Source organism: Sabulibacter ruber (genome assembly GCF_017355955.1).
In the GTDB taxonomy this organism is placed as follows: domain Bacteria; phylum Bacteroidota; class Bacteroidia; order Cytophagales; family Hymenobacteraceae; genus Nibribacter; species Nibribacter ruber_A.
Genome location: NZ_JAFFID010000001.1, coordinates 498,970 through 517,061 on the forward strand (window position 1 = coordinate 498,970; position 18,092 = coordinate 517,061).

16 protein-coding genes are annotated in these 18,092 nt (G+C 55.9%); 13 read left to right on the plus strand and 3 right to left on the minus strand.

The window, feature by feature from the left end; all coding sequences use genetic code 11:
- The first annotated feature begins 58 nt into the window (after nt 1–58).
- The 13 genes from JT719_RS02130 (at nt 59) to JT719_RS02190 (ending at nt 15,165) form a co-directional block, all read left to right on the plus strand.
- Nucleotides 59–508, plus strand: a complete 450-nt coding sequence (locus tag JT719_RS02130; protein ID WP_207430598.1) for an NADH-quinone oxidoreductase subunit A — start codon at nt 59–61, stop codon at nt 506–508.
- The gene (locus tag JT719_RS02135) at nt 489–1,127 is read left to right on the plus strand and encodes an NADH-quinone oxidoreductase subunit B (RefSeq protein WP_207430599.1); all 639 of its coding nucleotides are present in this window, start codon (nt 489–491) and stop codon (nt 1,125–1,127) included. The genes JT719_RS02130 and JT719_RS02135 overlap by 20 nt, the downstream gene beginning before the upstream one ends.
- Before the next feature lie 136 nt (nt 1,128–1,263).
- Nucleotides 1,264–3,015 carry an NADH-quinone oxidoreductase subunit C/D gene (gene nuoC / locus JT719_RS02140; protein ID WP_207430601.1) on the plus strand — a complete coding sequence of 584 codons (1,752 nt, stop codon included), beginning with the start codon at nt 1,264–1,266 and terminating at the stop codon, nt 3,013–3,015.
- 399 nt (nt 3,016–3,414) lie between these two features.
- Nucleotides 3,415–3,879 (plus strand): NADH-quinone oxidoreductase subunit NuoE, encoded by a 465-nt coding sequence (gene nuoE / locus JT719_RS02145; protein WP_207430603.1) that lies wholly within the window; start codon nt 3,415–3,417, stop codon nt 3,877–3,879.
- A gap of 18 nt (nt 3,880–3,897) precedes the next feature.
- Entirely contained in the window at nt 3,898–5,172 is a 1,275-nt protein-coding gene (gene nuoF, locus JT719_RS02150; protein WP_207430605.1) for an NADH-quinone oxidoreductase subunit NuoF, read from the plus strand.
- 1 nt (nt 5,173) lies between these two features.
- Nucleotides 5,174–7,909 (plus strand): NADH-quinone oxidoreductase subunit NuoG, encoded by a 2,736-nt coding sequence (nuoG, locus tag JT719_RS02155; RefSeq protein WP_207430607.1) that lies wholly within the window; start codon nt 5,174–5,176, stop codon nt 7,907–7,909.
- Complete coding sequence (nuoH, locus tag JT719_RS02160) at nt 7,879–8,844, plus strand: NADH-quinone oxidoreductase subunit NuoH (protein WP_207430609.1); 966 nt, start codon at nt 7,879–7,881, stop codon at nt 8,842–8,844. The genes nuoG and nuoH overlap by 31 nt, the downstream gene beginning before the upstream one ends.
- A gap of 54 nt (nt 8,845–8,898) precedes the next feature.
- Nucleotides 8,899–9,414 (plus strand): NADH-quinone oxidoreductase subunit NuoI, encoded by a 516-nt coding sequence (nuoI, locus tag JT719_RS02165; RefSeq protein ID WP_149092325.1) that lies wholly within the window; start codon nt 8,899–8,901, stop codon nt 9,412–9,414.
- 11 nt (nt 9,415–9,425) lie between these two features.
- Nucleotides 9,426–9,953: an NADH-quinone oxidoreductase subunit J gene (gene nuoJ / locus JT719_RS02170; protein WP_207430611.1), complete on the plus strand. Its 528-nt coding sequence runs from the start codon at nt 9,426–9,428 to the stop codon at nt 9,951–9,953.
- Nucleotides 9,950–10,258, plus strand: coding sequence for an NADH-quinone oxidoreductase subunit NuoK (gene nuoK, locus JT719_RS02175; protein WP_207430613.1), 309 nt, complete (start codon nt 9,950–9,952; stop codon nt 10,256–10,258). The genes nuoJ and nuoK overlap by 4 nt, the downstream gene beginning before the upstream one ends.
- A gap of 2 nt (nt 10,259–10,260) precedes the next feature.
- Complete coding sequence (nuoL, locus tag JT719_RS02180; RefSeq protein WP_207430615.1) at nt 10,261–12,153, plus strand: NADH-quinone oxidoreductase subunit L; 1,893 nt, start codon at nt 10,261–10,263, stop codon at nt 12,151–12,153.
- A complete protein-coding gene (nuoM, locus tag JT719_RS02185) occupies nt 12,150–13,727 on the plus strand; it encodes an NADH-quinone oxidoreductase subunit M (RefSeq protein WP_207430617.1) in 1,578 nt (525 codons plus the stop codon). The genes nuoL and nuoM overlap by 4 nt, the downstream gene beginning before the upstream one ends.
- Nucleotides 13,714–15,165 carry an NADH-quinone oxidoreductase subunit N gene (locus JT719_RS02190; RefSeq protein WP_207430619.1) on the plus strand — a complete coding sequence of 484 codons (1,452 nt, stop codon included), beginning with the start codon at nt 13,714–13,716 and terminating at the stop codon, nt 15,163–15,165. Before nuoM ends, JT719_RS02190 begins: the two co-directional genes overlap by 14 nt.
- A gap of 150 nt (nt 15,166–15,315) precedes the next feature.
- Here JT719_RS02190 and JT719_RS02195 read toward each other — a convergent pair whose 3' ends face one another.
- The 3 genes from JT719_RS02195 to JT719_RS02205 form a co-directional block, all read right to left on the minus strand.
- Complete coding sequence (locus JT719_RS02195; protein WP_207430621.1) at nt 15,316–16,344, minus strand: alcohol dehydrogenase catalytic domain-containing protein; 1,029 nt, start codon at nt 16,342–16,344, stop codon at nt 15,316–15,318.
- Between the two features lie 240 nt (nt 16,345–16,584).
- Complete coding sequence (locus JT719_RS02200) at nt 16,585–16,845, minus strand: hypothetical protein (RefSeq protein ID WP_207430624.1); 261 nt, start codon at nt 16,843–16,845, stop codon at nt 16,585–16,587.
- Between the two features lie 120 nt (nt 16,846–16,965).
- Nucleotides 16,966–17,172 (minus strand): hypothetical protein, encoded by a 207-nt coding sequence (locus tag JT719_RS02205; RefSeq protein ID WP_207430626.1) that lies wholly within the window; start codon nt 17,170–17,172, stop codon nt 16,966–16,968.
- Nucleotides 17,173–18,092: the final 920 nt, after the last annotated feature.

Here is an 18,092-nt window from a genome sequence, read left to right on the forward strand (position 1 = left end):
CTTCTCTTGCACTATGCTGTAACCAGAATCCAAACGATTCCCTGGAGGGGAATGCGCTTTGACCAATTCTACCCAAACAACCCTGCTCTGGCCTCTATTGGTCTATGCTGCCATTGTTCTCAGCTTAGCCGGAGTCATTCTGCTCATCTCCCACTTTCTGGGTGCCCGGCACCAGGAACGCGCCACCGCTGAGCCTTATGAGGGAGGCATTGTGAGCACGGGAACGGCCCGCCTGCGCTTCTCTTCCCAGTTCTACCTCATTGCCATGCTCTTCGTCATTTTCGATGTGGAGACCATTTTCATTGTGTCCTGGGCCATCGCGTTTCAGGAACTGGGTTGGTACGGGTATTTCGGGGTGCTGGCATTTATAGTGCTGCTGGTGGTGGTGCTGATCTATGAGTGGCGCAACGGGGCGCTGGACTTTGGTCCGGATGGTAGGAAGATTCTGCAGGCTTATAAGAAAATCACCCTAAAAGAAGAGACCCGGCATGAAGTGGTGGCTGAGTAGACCAGAACAACCCACGGGCGCCGTGAAGGGCACAGGCTCCTACGAGGAAACCATGCAGCAGAGCATCATGCTCAGCTCCATGCAAAGTCTGCTGGCCTGGGGACGGAAGAACTCCATGTGGCCCTTTCACTTCGGGCTGTCCTGCTGTTTTGTGGAGATGGCCACCAGCATGACGCCCAAGTATGACCTGGCCCGCTTCGGGGCCGAGGTGATCCGGGGCACGCCCCGCGAAGCCGATGTCATGATCATTGCCGGCACGGTCTTCATCAAAATGGCTCCCATTATCCAGCGCCTGTACGAGCAGATGATGGAGCCCCGCTGGGTCATCTCCATGGGCTCCTGCGCCAACTCGGGAGGCATGTATGACATCTACAGCGTGGTGCAAGGGGTAGACAAATTCCTGCCCGTAGATCTGTACGTGCCCGGCTGCCCACCTCGCCCCGATGCGTTCATGGAAGGGCTGGTGCTGCTGTCAGAATCAGTGGGGAAAGAGAAGCGGCCGCTGAGCTGGAGCGTGGGCGAGCAAGGCATCATCCGTCCGGATAAAACGGAGGTAAAAGCCCGCAAAGTAGAGCACCGCCGGCAGATGACCGATTTCCGGTCGCCGGATGAGATATAAATCAGGATACAATCCAGCAGAATTCAATACATCAGGATAAACTTAATAGTAAGTGGAACCCCGTCAGTGTAGAGGAATGAAATAGGCACACAAGGAAAGGGATCTGCCCCTGAACGGGGTACAAAACTCCTGTACAATGGATAGCAACGGCAACCTTCTGGCGCAACTGCAATCCCGTTTCGGTGAGGGCACCTTTACCGTACAGGCCACCAAGGATGAGATCCTCACCCTCTGGATGCCTGTAGCCCAAGCCAAAGAGGTCCTGCGGTACCTCAAGAAAGAAATCCCGCAGCCCTTTCCTTTCCTTTACGACCTCTGCGCCCTAGACGAGCGCACCCGCAACCGGGCCACAAACCACGTCCCCCACGCCGATTTTACCATTGTTTACCACCTATTCTCCTATGCCCGGAACCAATTCATCCGACTGAAAGTAGGTCTGTTTGGAGAGTATCCTTCCCTGCCCAGTATCACCGGGCTGTGGGCCAACGCCAACTGGTACGAGCGGGAGATCTATGACCTCTTCGGGATTAAGTTCGAGGGCCACCCGCACCTGTCCCGCATTCTCATGCCGCGCACCTGGGAAGGCCACCCACTGCGCAAAGAGCACCCGGCCCGGGCCACGGAGATGGGACCTTTTAGGTTGTGGGACGAAAAACAGGACCGGGAGCAGGAGGCCTTGAAGTTCAAGCCCGAGGAATGGGGCATGGCGCGCCAGAGCGAAGACAGTGATTTCATGTTCCTCAACATCGGGCCGCAGCACCCGGGCACCCACGGCGTTTTGCGCATCATTCTGCAACTGGACGGTGAAGACATTGTGGATGCCGTGCCCGAGATAGGTTTCCACCACCGTGGGGCCGAGAAGATGGGCGAGCGCCAATCATGGCACACTTATATTCCTTACACTGACCGCGTGGATTACCTGGGTGGCGTGATGAACAACCTAGCCTATCTGCTGGCGGTGGAGAAATTGGCGGGCATTGAGGTGCCGGAGCGGGTGAAGGTGATCAGGGTGATGATGTGCGAGTTCTTCCGGATTGCGAGTCACCTGGTGTGGTACGGCACCTTTGCGCAGGATTTGGGGCAGCTCTCGCCGGTGTTCTACATGTTCAGTGACCGGGAGAAAGTCTTTGAGGTGGTGGAGGCCATCTGTGGGGGGCGCATGCACCCCAACTGGTTCCGCATCGGGGGCGTGTCGCAGGATTTGCCCAAAGGTTGGGAAACGCTGGTGCAGGGTTTTCTGGACTATTTCCCCAAAAGGCTCAAAGAATACGACAGCATGGTGCTCAAGAACAGCCTGTTCAAAGCGCGTACGGTGGGCATCGGGATCTTCACCGCCGAGGAAGCCATTGAGTGGGGCGTGACCGGGGCCAACCTGCGGGCCTGCGGCATGGACTGGGATTTCCGGAAAACGCGGCCGTACTCAGGTTATGAGCTATTTGATTTTGAGGTACCCACCGGCCAGAACGGCGACTGCTATGACCGGGCGCTGGTGCGCGTGGCCGAGATGCGGCAGAGCCTCCGCATTATTGAGCAGTGCCTCAAAAACATGCCCGCCGGTCCGTTCAAAGCCGATCACCCGCTCACCACGCCGCCCATCAAGAAGCACACCATGCAGGACATCGAGACGCTCATCACGCACTTTTTGAACGTGAGTTGGGGACCGGTGATCCCGACGGGCGAGGCCATGAGCTGCATTGAGGCCACCAAAGGCGCCAACAGCTATTACCTCACCTCAGATGGCAACACCTCGGCGTACCGCGTCCGCATCCGCACTCCCTCTTTCCCCCACATGCAGATGCTGCCCTACATCACCCGCGGCTATACCGTGGCCGATCTGCTCTCCATCCTGGGCGCCATGGACTACGTGCTGGCGGATATCGACCGGTAGCGTGATTGAGAGATTGAGAGATTGAGTGATTGAGAGATTGAGTGATTGAGAGATTGAGTGATTGAGAGAATGAGTGTTTGAGTGAATGAGGAGGAAGCCTTCAGGATAAACGCTAAGGACTGCCTTTGAATTTCTGGCTGATTCTAAGAAAACAGGGCTTAAACGGCTGAAGATAAAATCAAGAAAGTTGAGGCTGGCGAAAGCAATCCGAAGGGTTTCTAAGATACAGTGAATGTCCACCTGAGTTCTCTGTTTTTAGGCTGGTTTCTGGAAAACAGGCCTGAGACAGAGAACATCAGGTGAGCTCATCTAGGACGAAAACATCGACACAGATTCAATTATATACAGCAGGGCTGCTGCCTTTGCTGAGGAAAACAACCAAACCTAACCCAAGAACAGATGCTGACCACGGAGGAAATCGCGCAGATTGAACATGAGATTAGCCTGGTGCCGCAGAAGAAGGCGGCCTGCATTGAGGCCTTGAAGGTGGTGCAGCAGCACCGCGGCTGGGTCTCAGATGAAGACCTCAAAGACACTGCTTCTATGCTGGGCATGTCTCCGGAGGAACTGGACAGCGTGGCTACGTTCTACAACCTCATCTTCCGGCAACCGGTGGGCCGCCACGTGATCCTGCTCTGCGACAGCATCAGTTGCTGGGTCATGGGCTACGAGCAGATCCGGGACCACCTGATGCAGAAACTGCAGATCAAGTACGGCGAGACTACCCCCGATGGCCGCTTCACGCTCCTGCCCAACGTCTGCCTGGGCACCTGCGACCGCGCCCCCGCCCTCATGATTGATGACCATCTGTACGAGAACGTGACCATTGAGGAGTTAGACGGAATCCTGCACCACCACAGATAAACCGCCCCGGCAAAGCCCATGGAAAGACCCTTGACCAAACACATCCACCCGGATAGAGAACCCCTCAGCCTGCAGGAGTACGAGCGGGTGGGCGGCTACCAGGCGGTGCGGAAAGCCCTGCTGGAGCTCACGCCCGAGGCAGTGGTGACGCTGGTAAAAGACTCCAACCTGCGGGGCCGCGGCGGGGCCGGGTTCAACACCGGGCTCAAGTGGAGTTTCGTGCCCATGGGTCCGGACGTGCCCCGGCCCAAATACCTGGTGGCGAACGCCGATGAAATGGAGCCCGGCACCTTCAAAGACCGCATGCTGCTGGAAGGCAATCCGCACCAATTGATTGAGGGCATGATCCTCGCGTCCTATGCCATCGGGGCGGATATTTCCTACGTGTTCCTGCGCTGGGCTTACAAGAAAGCCGCCCACGGCATCATCAAAGCCATTCAGGAAGCGTACGCGGCTGGTTACCTGGGGCAGAACATTTTAGGAACTGAGTTCAGCCTGGAGATGCACCTGCACACCGGGGTGGGCCGCTACATGTGCGGCGAGGAAACCGCCTTGCTCAACGCGCTGGAGGGCAAACGGGCCATGCCGCGGGCCAAACCACCGTTTCCGCAGGTGAGCGGACTTTACGGCAAACCCACCATCGTGAACAACGTGGAGACGCTCTGCTGCCTGCCGCACATCGTGAATCACGGCGCCGAATGGTTCAAGGGTTTGAGCCGCACCCAGGATGCGGGCACAAAGATCTACGGCGTGAGCGGCAAGGTGAAACGCCCCGGCGCCTGGGAACTGCCCATGGGCGTCACCATCCGGGAACTGGTGGAAGAGTACGCTGGCGGCATGCTGGATGGCTACAAGTTCAAGGGGGCATTGCCCGGCGGCGCCTCCACCGATTTCCTGGTGGAGCAGCACCTGGACACGCCCATGGATTACACCTCCATCGCGGCGGCGGGCAGCCGCATGGGCACCGGTACCATGATCATCCTGGACGACCAGACCTGTCCCGTGGGCTTCGTGCACAACCTCCAGCATTTCTTCGCGCAGGAGTCCTGTGGTTTCTGTACGCCTTGCCGTGAGGGCCTGCCCTGGGTAGAGAAAGTACTGCTCTCCATTGACCGCGGCGAAGGTCGGCCCGAGGACATGAACATATTGGATTTCCATACCAAATACCTTGGTCCGGGCAACACCTTCTGCGCCCTTGCCCCCGGTGCCATGGAACCCCTGCAAAGCGCCCTGAAATACTTCAGGGAGGATTTTGAACGCCACATCCACGATCACCAATGTCCCTGGAAGTAGCATGCCTACCATCTACATAGACAACGTGCCCTACGAGGTGAAGCCCGGCAAAAACCTGCTGGAGGCCTGCCTGACCTTAGGCAAAGACCTGCCCTATTTCTGCTGGCACCCGGCCATGGGATCGGTGGGAGCCTGCCGCCAGTGCGCCGTGAAGGTCTTCAAAGACGAAGCAGATACCAAAGGCCGCCTCATCATGTCCTGCATGGAGCCGGTTCGCGACCAGATGCGCCTGTCCATTGAGGAGCCCGAGGCCAGGGAGTTCCGCGAGCACGTGATTGAGTGGCTCATGACCAATCACCCCCACGACTGCGCCGTCTGTGACGAAGGCGGCTCCTGCCACCTGCAGGACATGACCGTGATGACGGGTCACGCCTACCGCCGCTTCCAGTTCAAGAAACGCACCTACCAGAACCAATACCTGGGCCCGTTCCTCAACCACGAGATGAACCGCTGCATCCAGTGCTACCGCTGCGTGCGCTACTATAAAGACTATGCCGGCGGCAAGGACCTGGACGTGTTCGGGGCGCACAACCACGTGTATTTCGGACGGGCCGAAGATGGTGTGCTGGAGAGTGAGTTCAGCGGCAACCTGGTCGAGGTCTGCCCCACCGGCGTCTTCACCGACAAAACCCTGAAACAGCACTATACCCGCAAGTGGGACCTGACCATGGCACCCTCGGTGTGCCACCACTGCAGCCTGGGCTGCAACATCACCGCGGGTGAACGCTACGGTTCTTTGCGGCAGATCGTGAACCGCTACAACGGCGAGGTGAACGGTTACTTCCTCTGTGACCGGGGCCGTTTTGGCTATGAATTTGTGAACAGTCCGGCGCGGGTGAAAAAAGCCCTGGTGCGGAGTAAACTTCCCGAAGCGGTTTCCCGCGAGGAGGCTTTGCAGGAAGTAGGCGCAAAACTCAAAGGTGCCCGCCTGATCGGGATCGGGTCACCGCGGGCTTCGCTGGAATCCAACTTCGCGTTGAAAGCGCTGGTGGGCGAGGACAATTTCCACAGCGGAGTCTCAGACACCGACTATGACCTGGTGAACATGAGCCTGAAGATTCTGCAGTCCACGCCGGCGCGCACCTTCAGTCTGCGGGAAGTGGAGAAAGCCGATGCCGTGTTCATCCTGGGCGAGGACCTGATCAATACCGCTCCCCTGCTGGGCTTGGCCGTTCGGCAATCGGTGCGGCAACAGCCTATGGAAACGGTTATGCAGGCCAGTATCCCCTACTGGCAGGATGCCGCCGCCCGCGAACTGGTGCAGGACCAGCACGGCCCGCTTTTCATGGCCACGCTCACCGCCACCAAACTGGATGAGATCACCACGGCCACGGTTCACGCCAGCCCAGATACCATCGCCCGGCTGGGTTTCGCCGTGGCCAACCTGATCAGCGCCGAGTCGCCGGAGGTGACGCATTTATCTGAGGAAGAACAGGCCTTAGCGGAGCAGATTGCCCAGGCTTTGGTGAAGGCCAAAAGGCCTTTGATCATTTCGGGTTGCTCCAGCGGCAGCGAAGCGGTATTGGAGGCGGCGGCCAACCTCACCGCGGCCTTACATGCCCAGAACCCTGAAACCGGCATCGTGCTCACCGTACCTGAGTGCAACAGCATGGGCCTAGCGATGCTGGGCGGCCACCGGTTGGATTCCGCGTTTGCGGCCATCCACAACAACTACGCCGATGCGGTCATCATCCTGGAAAACAACCTGCACCGCAGCGCGGACAAAGCAGAAGTAGACCGGTTCCTGGGCAAAGCCAAACAGGTCATCGTGCTGGACCACCTGCACCACGCCACCTCCGAGAAGGCCCATGTAGTGCTGCCCGCCGGCGCCTTCTCTGAGGCAGACGGCACCCTGGTGAACAACGAGGGTCGGGCCCAGCGCTTTTACCAGGTCTATCCTACCGCAGAGGATATTCAGGAAAGCTGGCGCTGGCTCGCGCAAATAGGCCAGGCCCTGCACGTGCCCCTGATGAGCCAATGGGAAAACCTGGACGATGTTACGCGGGCGCTCATGGAAAACGAACCCAGGTTCAAGGGACTGGAAGCCATTGCGCCACCCGCCGGTTTCCGGATTGCGGGCCAGAAAGTACCGCGCGAGACCCATCGGTTCAGCGGCCGCACTGCCATGTTTGCCCATCACAGCGTAAGCGAGCCCAAACCACCCGAAGACCCCGATGCCCCGCTTACCTTCACCATGGAGGGTTACCGCGGGCAACCGCCTTCGCCCATCACGCCTTTCTTCTGGGCGCCGGGCTGGAACTCCATGCAATCGGTGAACAAGTACCAGGACGAAGTGGGCGGCCACCTGCGGTACGGTGATCCAGGCGTCCGGCTCATAGAGCCCGGGCAGAACGGTACCCACCGCTTTTACCATGATGTGCCCGAGGACTTCCAGCCGCTGAAAGACCACCTGTTCTTGCTGCCGCTGCCCCACATTTTCGGGTCTGAAGAGCTGAGCAGTTTTTCGCCCGGAATCGCAGAAAGAGCCCCAAAACCCTTCGTGGCCCTGAACCCACTGGACGCGCAGAAGTATGGACTGGAAGCCGGGGAGATCCTCAGCTTTTCCTTGAACCACCAGACCTTCCGGTTGCCGGTGAAACTGTATCCTGAGCTACCACTTGGCACCGCGGGGTTACCCAAAGGCCTGCCCGATGTTCCTTTTGCTGAAGTACCCGCCTGGGCCATCATCCTTAAACAAGAACCGGCATGGAAGAATCAACCTCACACTATCTCCTGATCATAGGGGGCGTGCTGTTCGCGCTGCTGAACGTGGCGGCGGGGCTCATCTGGGTGGAACGCCGGATGCTGGCCCTCTGGCAGGACCGCTACGGCCCCAACCGCGCCGGTCCCTTCGGGTTGTTCATCGTACTCGCCGATACCCTGAAGCTGTTCTTCAAGGAAGACTGGATTCCGCCCCTGGCCGACAAAGTGGTGTTTGTGATTGCTCCGGCCATTGTGCTGGTGACGGTGCTGCTGGGTTTTGTGGTGGTGCCGTTTGCGCCTGGCATCGTGGTGGCCGACCTCAACATCGGGATTCTGTTTTTCCTGGCCATGTCTTCCATGGGTGCTTACAGCATCATCCTGGGCGGCTGGGCCTCCAACAACAAGTACTCGCTATTGGGTGCCATGCGCGGCGCGGCCCAGATGATTTCCTACGAGGTGTTCATGGGACTGGCTATGATGGGCGTGGTGCTTTTGACCGGCACCTTCAACCTGAGCACCATTGTGGAAGCCCAACGTGATCTCTGGTTTTTCATTCCGCAGATCCTGGGGTTCGTCATCTTCTTCATCGCCGGCGTGGCCGAGACGCACCGCCTGCCCTTTGACATCCCGGAGTCGGAGAGCGAGCTGGTGGCGGGGTTCCACTCCGAGTACTCGGGCATGAAATTCGGGATGTTCTTTATTGGCGAGTACCTGGGCATAACGCTCATCTCGTGCATGGTGGTGACGCTGTACTTCGGGGGATGGCTGGGGCCGGGTTTCCTGCCGCCGCTGTTCTGGTTCGCCATCAAGGTGTTCGCCTTCATCAGTCTGTTCATCCTGCTGCGCGCCTCGCTCCCACGCCCCCGCTACGACCAACTCATGGAATACGGCTGGAAGATCCTGCTCCCCCTTTCCCTGGTGAACCTACTGGTAACGGCGGCCATTGTCCTGATGCAAAACGAGTCTTAACGCATAAATCCGTCATCGCTCTGGCTGGGCCCTGGCATAAAGAAAGGAGCTGATATGTTTAGTATTCTTAGAAGCATGGGGTTAACCTTCCTGCACGCGTTCCACAAGCGCGACACCATCCAGTACCCCGAGGAAAAAGCCAAACTCTCCACCCGCTGGCGGGGCCGGATTGTGCTCACCCGCGACCCCGACATGGGCGAGCGCTGCGTGGGTTGCTACCTGTGCGCCGCGGCCTGCCCGGTAGACTGTATCTCGCTGCAATCCACGGAGGACGAGAACGGCCGCCGCTACCCGGATTTTTTCCGGATCAACTTCTCGCGCTGCATTTTCTGCGGGTTCTGCGAAGAGGCCTGCCCCACCTACGCCATCCAGCTCATCCCCGACTTTGAGATGGCCGAGTACAACCGCCAGAACCTCGTCTACGAGAAGGAAGACCTGCTCATTGACGGGCAGGGCAAATACCCGGGCTACAACTACTACAAAGTGGCGGGCATGGCCATCGGGGGCAAGGACAAAGGCGAAGGCATCAATGAGAATCCGCCGGTGAACGTCAAGAGCCTCCTGCCCTAACCAGAACTGCCATGGAACTGACCTTTTTCATCGCCGCTGCCGTCGCTGTTTTGGCCACCATCATGGTGGTGACCCAGTACAACCTCATCCATGCGCTGCTGTACCTGGTGGTGTCTTTTCTGGCTATTTCGGTGGTGTTTTTCACGTTGGGGGCTCCTTTCATGGCGGCCCTGGAGATCATCATCTACGCCGGGGCCATTGTGGTGCTCATCATCTTCGTGATCATGATGCTGAACCTCACCCAAGAAGACATCCAGCACGAAAAGGAATGGCTCAAGCCCCGCATCTGGATCGGCCCGGCGGTGTTGTCTATGATTCTCCTGGTGGAGCTGGTCTACATTGTCACCGCTGATACCCCGGACACCTACCGCAGCACGCCCGTGGAGGCGCAGGCCGTAGGCATGTCTTTGTTTGGGCCGTACGTGCTAGGTGTGCAGTTGAGCGGCATGCTGCTGATGGCGGGCATTGTGGGCGCCTATCATTTGGGCCGGCAGAAAAAGAAAGTAATCCACCGCTTTTTGGAAAGGACCGACGCATGAATACGCTCCCCATGGAATATGGCCTGCTGCTGGCGGGCATCCTCTTCGTCATCGGGCTGGTGAGTCTGCTCATCCGGCGCAACATCATCTTCATGCTCATCTCGGTGGAGATCATGCTCAATGCCGCCGGACTGGCTTTCATAGTGGCCGGGGCCCGCTGGGCCCAGGCCGATGGGCAGGTCATGTTCATTTTCATCATCACCATGGCGGCCGCCGAGGTCTCCGTAGGTCTGGCCCTGATCCTTCAGTTGTACCATAACCTGAAAACCCTTGACAGCGACGCAGCCAACCTAATGCACGGATAGCTATGGAAAATCTACTCTGGGTCATCCCCACTTTGCCTTTCTTAGGTGCCCTTCTGCTGATTCTGCTGGGCGGCAGGTTATCCCGCCCGCTGGTGTCTGCCATAGGCGTAGGCAGCGTGGGTTTATCTGCCGTGCTCACGTTGCTCCTGGGTTTCCAGTTTTTATCCGATGCTCCGGCCGGAGGCGTGTACCGGCAGGAAGTCTGGCAATGGTTTAACGTAGCGGGCTTCAATCCGTCCATTGCGTTTCACCTCGATGCTCTGTCTTTGGTGTTCATCTTCGTGATCACGTTCGTGGGGTTCCTCATTCACCTGTACTCCACTGCCTACATGGCCGGGGACGAGGGTTTCACCCGCTTCTTTGCCTACATGAACCTATTTGTGGGCTCCATGCTGGTGCTGGTGCTCGCCGATAACCTGCTGCTCCTGTACCTGGGCTGGGAAGGCGTGGGTTTGTGCAGTTACCTTTTGATCGGGTTTTGGTATAAAGAGCCCCAAAATGGCTATGCCGCCCGCAAGGCGTTCATCATCACCCGCGTGGGCGACACGGCCATGGCCATCGGGCTGTTCATGCTCTTCCGGTATTTCGGGACGCTGCACATCCAGACCATCTCCACGGAGGCGGCGCAAGCCTGGTCCGTGGGCGCGCAGCCGGCCGTGATTATTGCCTTCCTGCTGCTGGGCGGAGCCGTAGGGAAATCGGGTCAATTACCGCTGCAGACCTGGCTCCCCGATGCCATGGCCGGTCCCACGCCGGTGAGTGCCTTGATCCATGCGGCGACCATGGTGACGGCCGGCGTGTACCTCATTGCCCGGATGCACGTGCTGTTTGAACTGGCACCGGTGGCCCAGTTTACGGTGGCGGTGATTGGGGCATTGACGTTACTTTTAGCAGGATTCTCCGCACTCACCCAATCGGACCTGAAGCGGGTGCTGGCGTACTCCACCATCAGCCAGATTGGCTACATGTTTCTGGCCTTGGGCGTGGGCGCCTGGAGCGCGGGAATTTTCCATTTCATGATCCATGCCTTCTTCAAAGCGCTCCTCTTCCTGGCGGCCGGGGCTATCATCATCTCCCTGCACCATGAGCAGAACATGTTCAAGATGGGCGGGCTGAAAGAGAAAATGCCGGCCGTGTTCTGGACCTTCCTGATTGGGGCGGCTTCCCTGGCGGCCCTGCCTTTGGTAACGGCGGGTTTCTACAGCAAAGACCAGATTCTGTGGCTGGCGCTGGCCGGTGAAAGAGGCAATATCTGGCTGTATGTAGCCGGGCTTACGGGCGCGTTCATCACGGCCATTTACACCTTCCGCATGGTGTTCATCACTTTCTTCGGCGAAGCCAAAACGCACCTGGAGCATCCGCCGGGTAAGCTGATTATTCTGCCGCTGGTGGTGCTGGCGGTCCTATCCACCGTGGCGGGCTTTATTGAGCTGCCGCATAACTTCGGGCACGTGGTGCTGTTCTCTTCCTTTTTGAGCCCGGTTTTGCCAAATCTGGTCGTAAACGAGAGCATGGCGCCCACCGAGTGGATGTTCCAGGCCATTGCGGCGGCGTTCTCCTTGGCCGGGGTTTTCATCGCTTATCTGGTGTACCTCCGGAGACCCGCCCTGCATGAGGCCATCCGGAACTCGGCCCTGGCCATGGCGCTGCACCGGTTCTGGTACGCGGGTTGGGGTTTTGACCGGCTCTATGATAAGCTCTTCGTGCAGCCTTTCGTCTACATGGCTACCCTCAACAAGAACGATTTCATTGAATCTTTCTATAATCTCCTGGTCCACATCGCCCGGATTTTGAACCGGGGGTTGGCCCACACGCAGAGCGGCATCCTGCGCTGGTACATGATGGGCGTGGTAGTGGGTGCCCTTGTGATCATCACCATAAGTCTACTCCCATGATACTGGCCTGGCTTCTTGTTCTTTTACTCGTGGGGGGCGTGCTGGCCTGGGTCAGTGACCGCGTCCATGCTCAGCTGCCCCGCTGGGTGGCTTTGTCCGTGACGATGGCCTGCCTGCTCATCACGCTGTTCCTCTGGCTCGAAACCCCGGCCCCGGTCAACTCCACCGATACCTGGCTTTTGCGGTACGAAGTGCCTTGGATTCCGCAGTGGGGCGTTTCCTTTTCCCTGGCACTGGACGGGCTGAGTCTGCTCATGTTGGCTTTAACGTTCTTCATCGGGCTCGTTTCCGTGCTGATTTCCTGGAAAGAGATCAAAAACAGGGTAGGCTTCTTCCACTTTAACATCCTCTGGGTGTTGGCGGGGATTACGGGCGTGTTCCTGACCATGGACCTTTTCCTGTTTTACTTTTTCTGGGAGGTGATGCTCATTCCCATGTACTTCCTCATCGGGATTTGGGGGCACGAGAACCGGACGTACGCCGCCTACAAGTTCTTCATCTTCACCCAGGCCAGCGGGCTGCTCATGCTCTTGTCCATCCTGGGCTTGTACTTTGTGCACGGCGCGGCCACGGGCAGCTACTCCTTCAACTACTTTGACCTCTTGGGCACCGATTTCACGCCGAAAACGGGTAAATGGCTCATGGCGGGATTTCTGGCGGCGTTCCTGGTGAAACTGCCCGTGGTGCCGTTCCATTCCTGGCTCCCGGATGCCCACTCACAAGCGCCTACCGCTGGCAGCGTGATTTTGGCGGGACTTCTGCTGAAAACGGGGGCTTACGGGCTGCTGCGTTTTGTGATACCGCTTTTTCCCGAGAACGCGGAAATTTTCGCCCCTTGGGCGATGTTCCTGGGCGTGCTGGGCATCCTGTACGGCGCCATCCTGGCCTTCGCGCAGACCGATCTGAAACGCCTCATCGCCTACACCAGCGTCAGCCATATGGGCTTTGTGGTGCTGGGAGTTTTCGCCTTTAACCAGTTGGCGTACCAGGGCGTGGTGATGCAGATGATTACCCACGGCATCAGCACGGGAGCCTTGTTCATTCTGGCGGGTTTCCTGTATGACCGACTGCACACCCGCGACATCAGGCGAATGGGTGGTTTTTGGGCCGAAATCCCGAAAATGGGCGTCATGGCTTTGGTGTTTGTGATGGCATCTCTGGGGCTTCCCGGTTTAGGAAATTTCATCGCCGAGTTCCTCACACTGCTGGGTTCCTGGGTGGCCAATCCCTTGCTTACCATTTTCGCTACGGTGGGGTTGGTGGCTGCCACGGTTTACTCACTGCGCATCATGCAGAAAGTGTTCTACGGGAAGAGGGAGAACACCCACTCCCTGCCTGATCTTTCTTTAAGAGAGTACCTGATTGCTTTGCCCCTGGTAGCAGCCATTCTGTGGCTGGGGTTGTATCCGCAACCTGTCCTGAACCGGGCGCAGGCTTCTCTGGAAGAACAGTTACAGGCCTATACTTCCCCCCTCCAGAAATCTTCATCATCGGGCCAGGTTAGCCTGAAGGTTCTTCCGCCAGATTCAGTCCTAATCCCTAAACCGAAAGGAGCCAGCCATGCGCTTAAATGATTTGCTGTATCTTCTTCCGCTGCTGGTGCTGGTAGCGGCCGCCATTCTCACCATGCTGGCCGTGGCGGTGAAACGCAACCACCGGGTCATATTTGGCATTACCATTCTGGCGCATTTGGTGGCGTTGGCGGTGCTGCTGGACCTGCGGGGCATCCAGGCTTCCCTCCCGCCGCTACTGATGGTAGACGGATGGGGCGTGTTCAACATGGGGCTCATTCTCTGGACTTCCCTGGGCGTGACCATGATGTCGTATGCCTATTTTGAGCAACGGGAAGAACGCAAAGAAGAATACTATATACTGCTACTGCTGGCTACGCTGGGCGCTTGTGTGCTGGTCATCAGCCAGCATTTCATGGCCCTGTTTCTGGGACTGGAAGTACTGAGCGTATCGTTGTACGCGCTCATCTCCTACCTGCGTACCCGCGAGAAATCCGATGAAGCGGGCATTAAGTACCTTATTCTTGCGGCTATGTCCTCGGCTTTTCTTTTGTTTGGGATGGCCCTGATGTATGCGGTTACGGGCACCATGTCCTTTCCTGAAATTGGCGCTTACCTGCGCTCCACCCAGGAGATTCCGCTGTTGTTTTTAACCGGTTTCGGGCTGACGGTGGTGGGCATTGGGTTTAAACTGGGGGTGGCCCCTTTTCATATGTGGGCCCCGGATGTGTACGAAGGCGCTCCGGCCCCGGTGTCGGCGTTCATTGCCACGGTGTCTAAAGGCGGAATGGTGGGTCTGATGGTCCGGTTTGTCACCGAAACAGGCGGCTACCGCAACACCAGCATGCTGTTGATCTTCACCATAATCGCGGCCGCCTCCATGCTGGCAGGAAACCTCCTGGCCCTTCGGCAGAAGAACATCAAACGCTTGCTCGCCTATTCTTCCATAGCGCATTTGGGGTACCTGCTGGTGGCGTTTCTGGCCGGGAACCAGTTGGGCGTGGAGGCCGTGAGCTTCTATTTGGTGGCGTATTTCATTACCACCTTGGGCACCTTTGGCGTGGTGGCTCTCCTCTCAGACAACGAACGGGATGCCGACCAACTGGAAGATTACCGCGGATTGTTCTGGCTCCGACCGGGTACGGCAGCCGTCTTCACGGCCATGCTGCTTTCGTTGGCGGGCATCCCGCTCACGGCAGGGTTTTTGGGCAAGTTTTACCTGCTGGCGTCGGGGGTAAACACGCAACAGTGGGTTTTGGTGATCATGCTGGTGCTGAACAGTGTGGTGGGGCTGTACTATTACATCAGGGTGATTGCCGTAATGTTTGCCCAACCCGAACAAGCCCCCGAAGCCCGCAAGGTGCTGCACCCGGCCATTTCCTTCGCCAGCGGCGCCACCATGGCGGCCCTTGCCCTCTTGCTTCTCTGGATTGGGGTTTACCCTACCACGCTGGTGCAGTTGATCAGAGGATTGCTGGTCACGTTTATGGCCTCGCGGTAAAACCAACTCCTCAGTGCACCCATTCAACCTCAAACTATTCTGTTTTACGCCTCTTTTCCTTGATTTCCCCCAAAAGTATGCATGTACTAGAAAAGCACACCGTCCCCTGAAAACTGGCAGGAGCCGGGCTAACCCAAACGCAAATGCAGGTTACTCCGGAACTCTTACCACCACTTTCCCTACTGTTTTACCGATCTGGAAGAGGTAAATGGCCTCATGCATCTGGTTAAAACCGAAGACGTGGCCAATGTGCTGGGGCTGAAGTTGCAGTTCCTGCAGACCACCCAGCAATTGGTGCATCAGTTCGGTTTGCTCATAGAGGTAGATGAGGTTAAAACCCATCAGGGATTTGTTTTCGGTGGGCAGCCGCAGGGGATCGATTTTGGGCCGATGCAGGAATTTCCAGATGAGTTTGGGGTAGTTGGGTTTAGAACCGTGGCTGGAGAAACTGGCGTTTCCGTATACCACCATGCGGCCCATAGGCGCTAAGGCATTCCACCCGATCTGCAGCACTTTGCCGCCAATGCATTCCATGATCAGGTGGAGCGGTTTGTTTTGGAGCTCTTTTGCCAGTTTCAGGGCAAAATCAGGACCGCGCAGGATCACGGCATCATAGGCTTCTTCTTTTCGCAGAAAGTCAACTTTATCGGCTTGGCCCACTGTCCCGATGGTATACGCCCCCAATTTCTTGCAAATCCTGTTGGCCAGTATACCAACCCCGCCCGCCGCACTATGGATGAGGACGGTCATTCCCTGCTGCAGGTTGCACAGTTGCGTGAGGGCGTAGTAGGCGGTGAGCCCCTGCACCAGGAACCCCGCTCCTTCCTCAAAACTCCAACTATTGGGCAGACCAATGACATAGCGCCGGTGGATGTTGATGTGCGACACGTACCCGCCGAACTTAGTAGCCCCCATGACCTTGTCACCCACCTTCCATTCCTGCACCTGATCTCCTACGGCAATGACCTCGCCGGAGAATTCCAGACCGGGAATGAAGGAGCCTTTGGGCGTAGCACTGTACAGCCCCTGCATGGCAAAAATATCGGCGAAGTTCAGCCCCACCGCCCTCACCTGTACACATACCTCTTCGGGACCCGGTGGAGGTAGGGTTTCAGACTGCAGGGCCAGGTTCTTGATGGAACCAGCCTTGGGCATCCGGTATACTTGGCGTTGGAGCATACTGCTTACGTATTATGAAAAGGCGCTTGGAGGAGCACGGTTGAACAAGTAATAAATAACCCCTTCTGCTTTAGGCAAAAGGGGTTTTAAGGCTCTTTTTCAGAAAATAAGAAGGAAAAGGAGGAATAAAACTCCAACTATTGTTTTCCTATTTTCCTGAAGAGAATCAGGAATAATTTTTCAATGATGGGGTTGGCAGGTGAACTGAATTACCAACGAGTAATGGCTTGGTATTTCAACTTAACCGGCATTCTCCTGGCTAGCAGTTGAACCATCTCCTGTATTCCCAGACGTGTTGGTTAATCCGCTGAAAGCGTTGGTGACACTATCTGCAAGGGCTCTTCTTCTTTCTTTACCAAGAGAAGCCCCAACCACCAGACCTACACCGGCGCCCAAGAGGGAAAGTAAAACAGGTTTTTTGCTCACAACTGACTTTACATTTTTGAATAAAGACTTATTTTTTGAGCCTTTGACTTTCTTATTCTTTTTATCCTTTGACATAGTTTTATCTTGAGTTTTACTGTAAATTAACGATAGGAAATATACTGAATCTGATACGTAGTTCCCGTTATCTGTATAGACTACGCCAACTCTTTCTTTTGGTTCGTTAAGATTTTGTTTCTAAACGTTTTCTATGGCAAAGGGCTTGGGTGATTTGTCTTGTTTGGCGGGCTTGACCTGTTTGGGTGGTTTGTCCTTTTTACCTGCTTTGGCTTTGGGGGTTCCAATATCCTTGATGGCTTTTGTTACCCTTTCAATCAGGCTACCGGCTTTTTCTGGTCCTATGGCCGAAGCCAGGGCCACTCCCGCTCCCACGGCTCCCAACATCCCATAGAGGATGCGGTTATCTTTTATAAAAGGTTTAACCGCTCTGTAAAAGGAATTATGCTTGTTCTTTTTTTTCTTCTTTTTGCCCATTGTCTTAGAAATGAGAGAATTAGTTTACCGGCCGCTGCACTTTCCTCCTTCACTTATTTCTGTTTGGGCTTTTGTACGCGCAGATAGTACCTGAGTTCTAACCTGCAAGGCAATCAAAGAAATTTACACTTTAAAATTAGTAAGTGGCCGTGCTTTGTTCATGCCTAATCGTTGACCTTTGTTCAAGCAAATTCTGGTTTTCCTGAGCTAACAGGTGTAAACCTTTAGCGGATGACTTCCTACTTCTTTCCAATCTTAACCAATAGAAAGACCACCAAGATTTGGAAGCTTTTGAATTCATTTACAGTCTTATTTCACCATTAAATAGCTAAAAAGAAAAACTAGCACTGCTTTTGCTTGAGGGATTTACCAAGGTAAAACTTTCAGAACTAAGGAGAGTAGGCATTTGAATTATGCAATAGTTCCAGATCTTACCATAAAATTTTGAAAAAGTAGAACCTTACTACTAGCAACTTAAGTATATTTCCGCATGGATAAACATGCTCTTGAAGAGGTTTCGAAGGAAGTGTTGGATATTATCATAAGAAATTACCCTTTGCCTTTGAAGAAGGAAATAGGTAATCTCTTTGACACCACTTTCATTTGTTTTTATCCATCTGTGGAGCCAGAATGGAATGAATTGAACGTGGTGGCATTCTCAATTCACTGCGATTCCTGCCACAACTATTACATAGCCGCTCCCAAAGGGTAGCCGGGCAAAAACTTAACCTTTTCAGGAACTTTTGTTTTGTTCTATTCAAGGAAATTAGAGCCTTAAATGGCGTGGAATTTGAATAAAATATCAGGTGTATAGAAGGTTTAAAACAAAA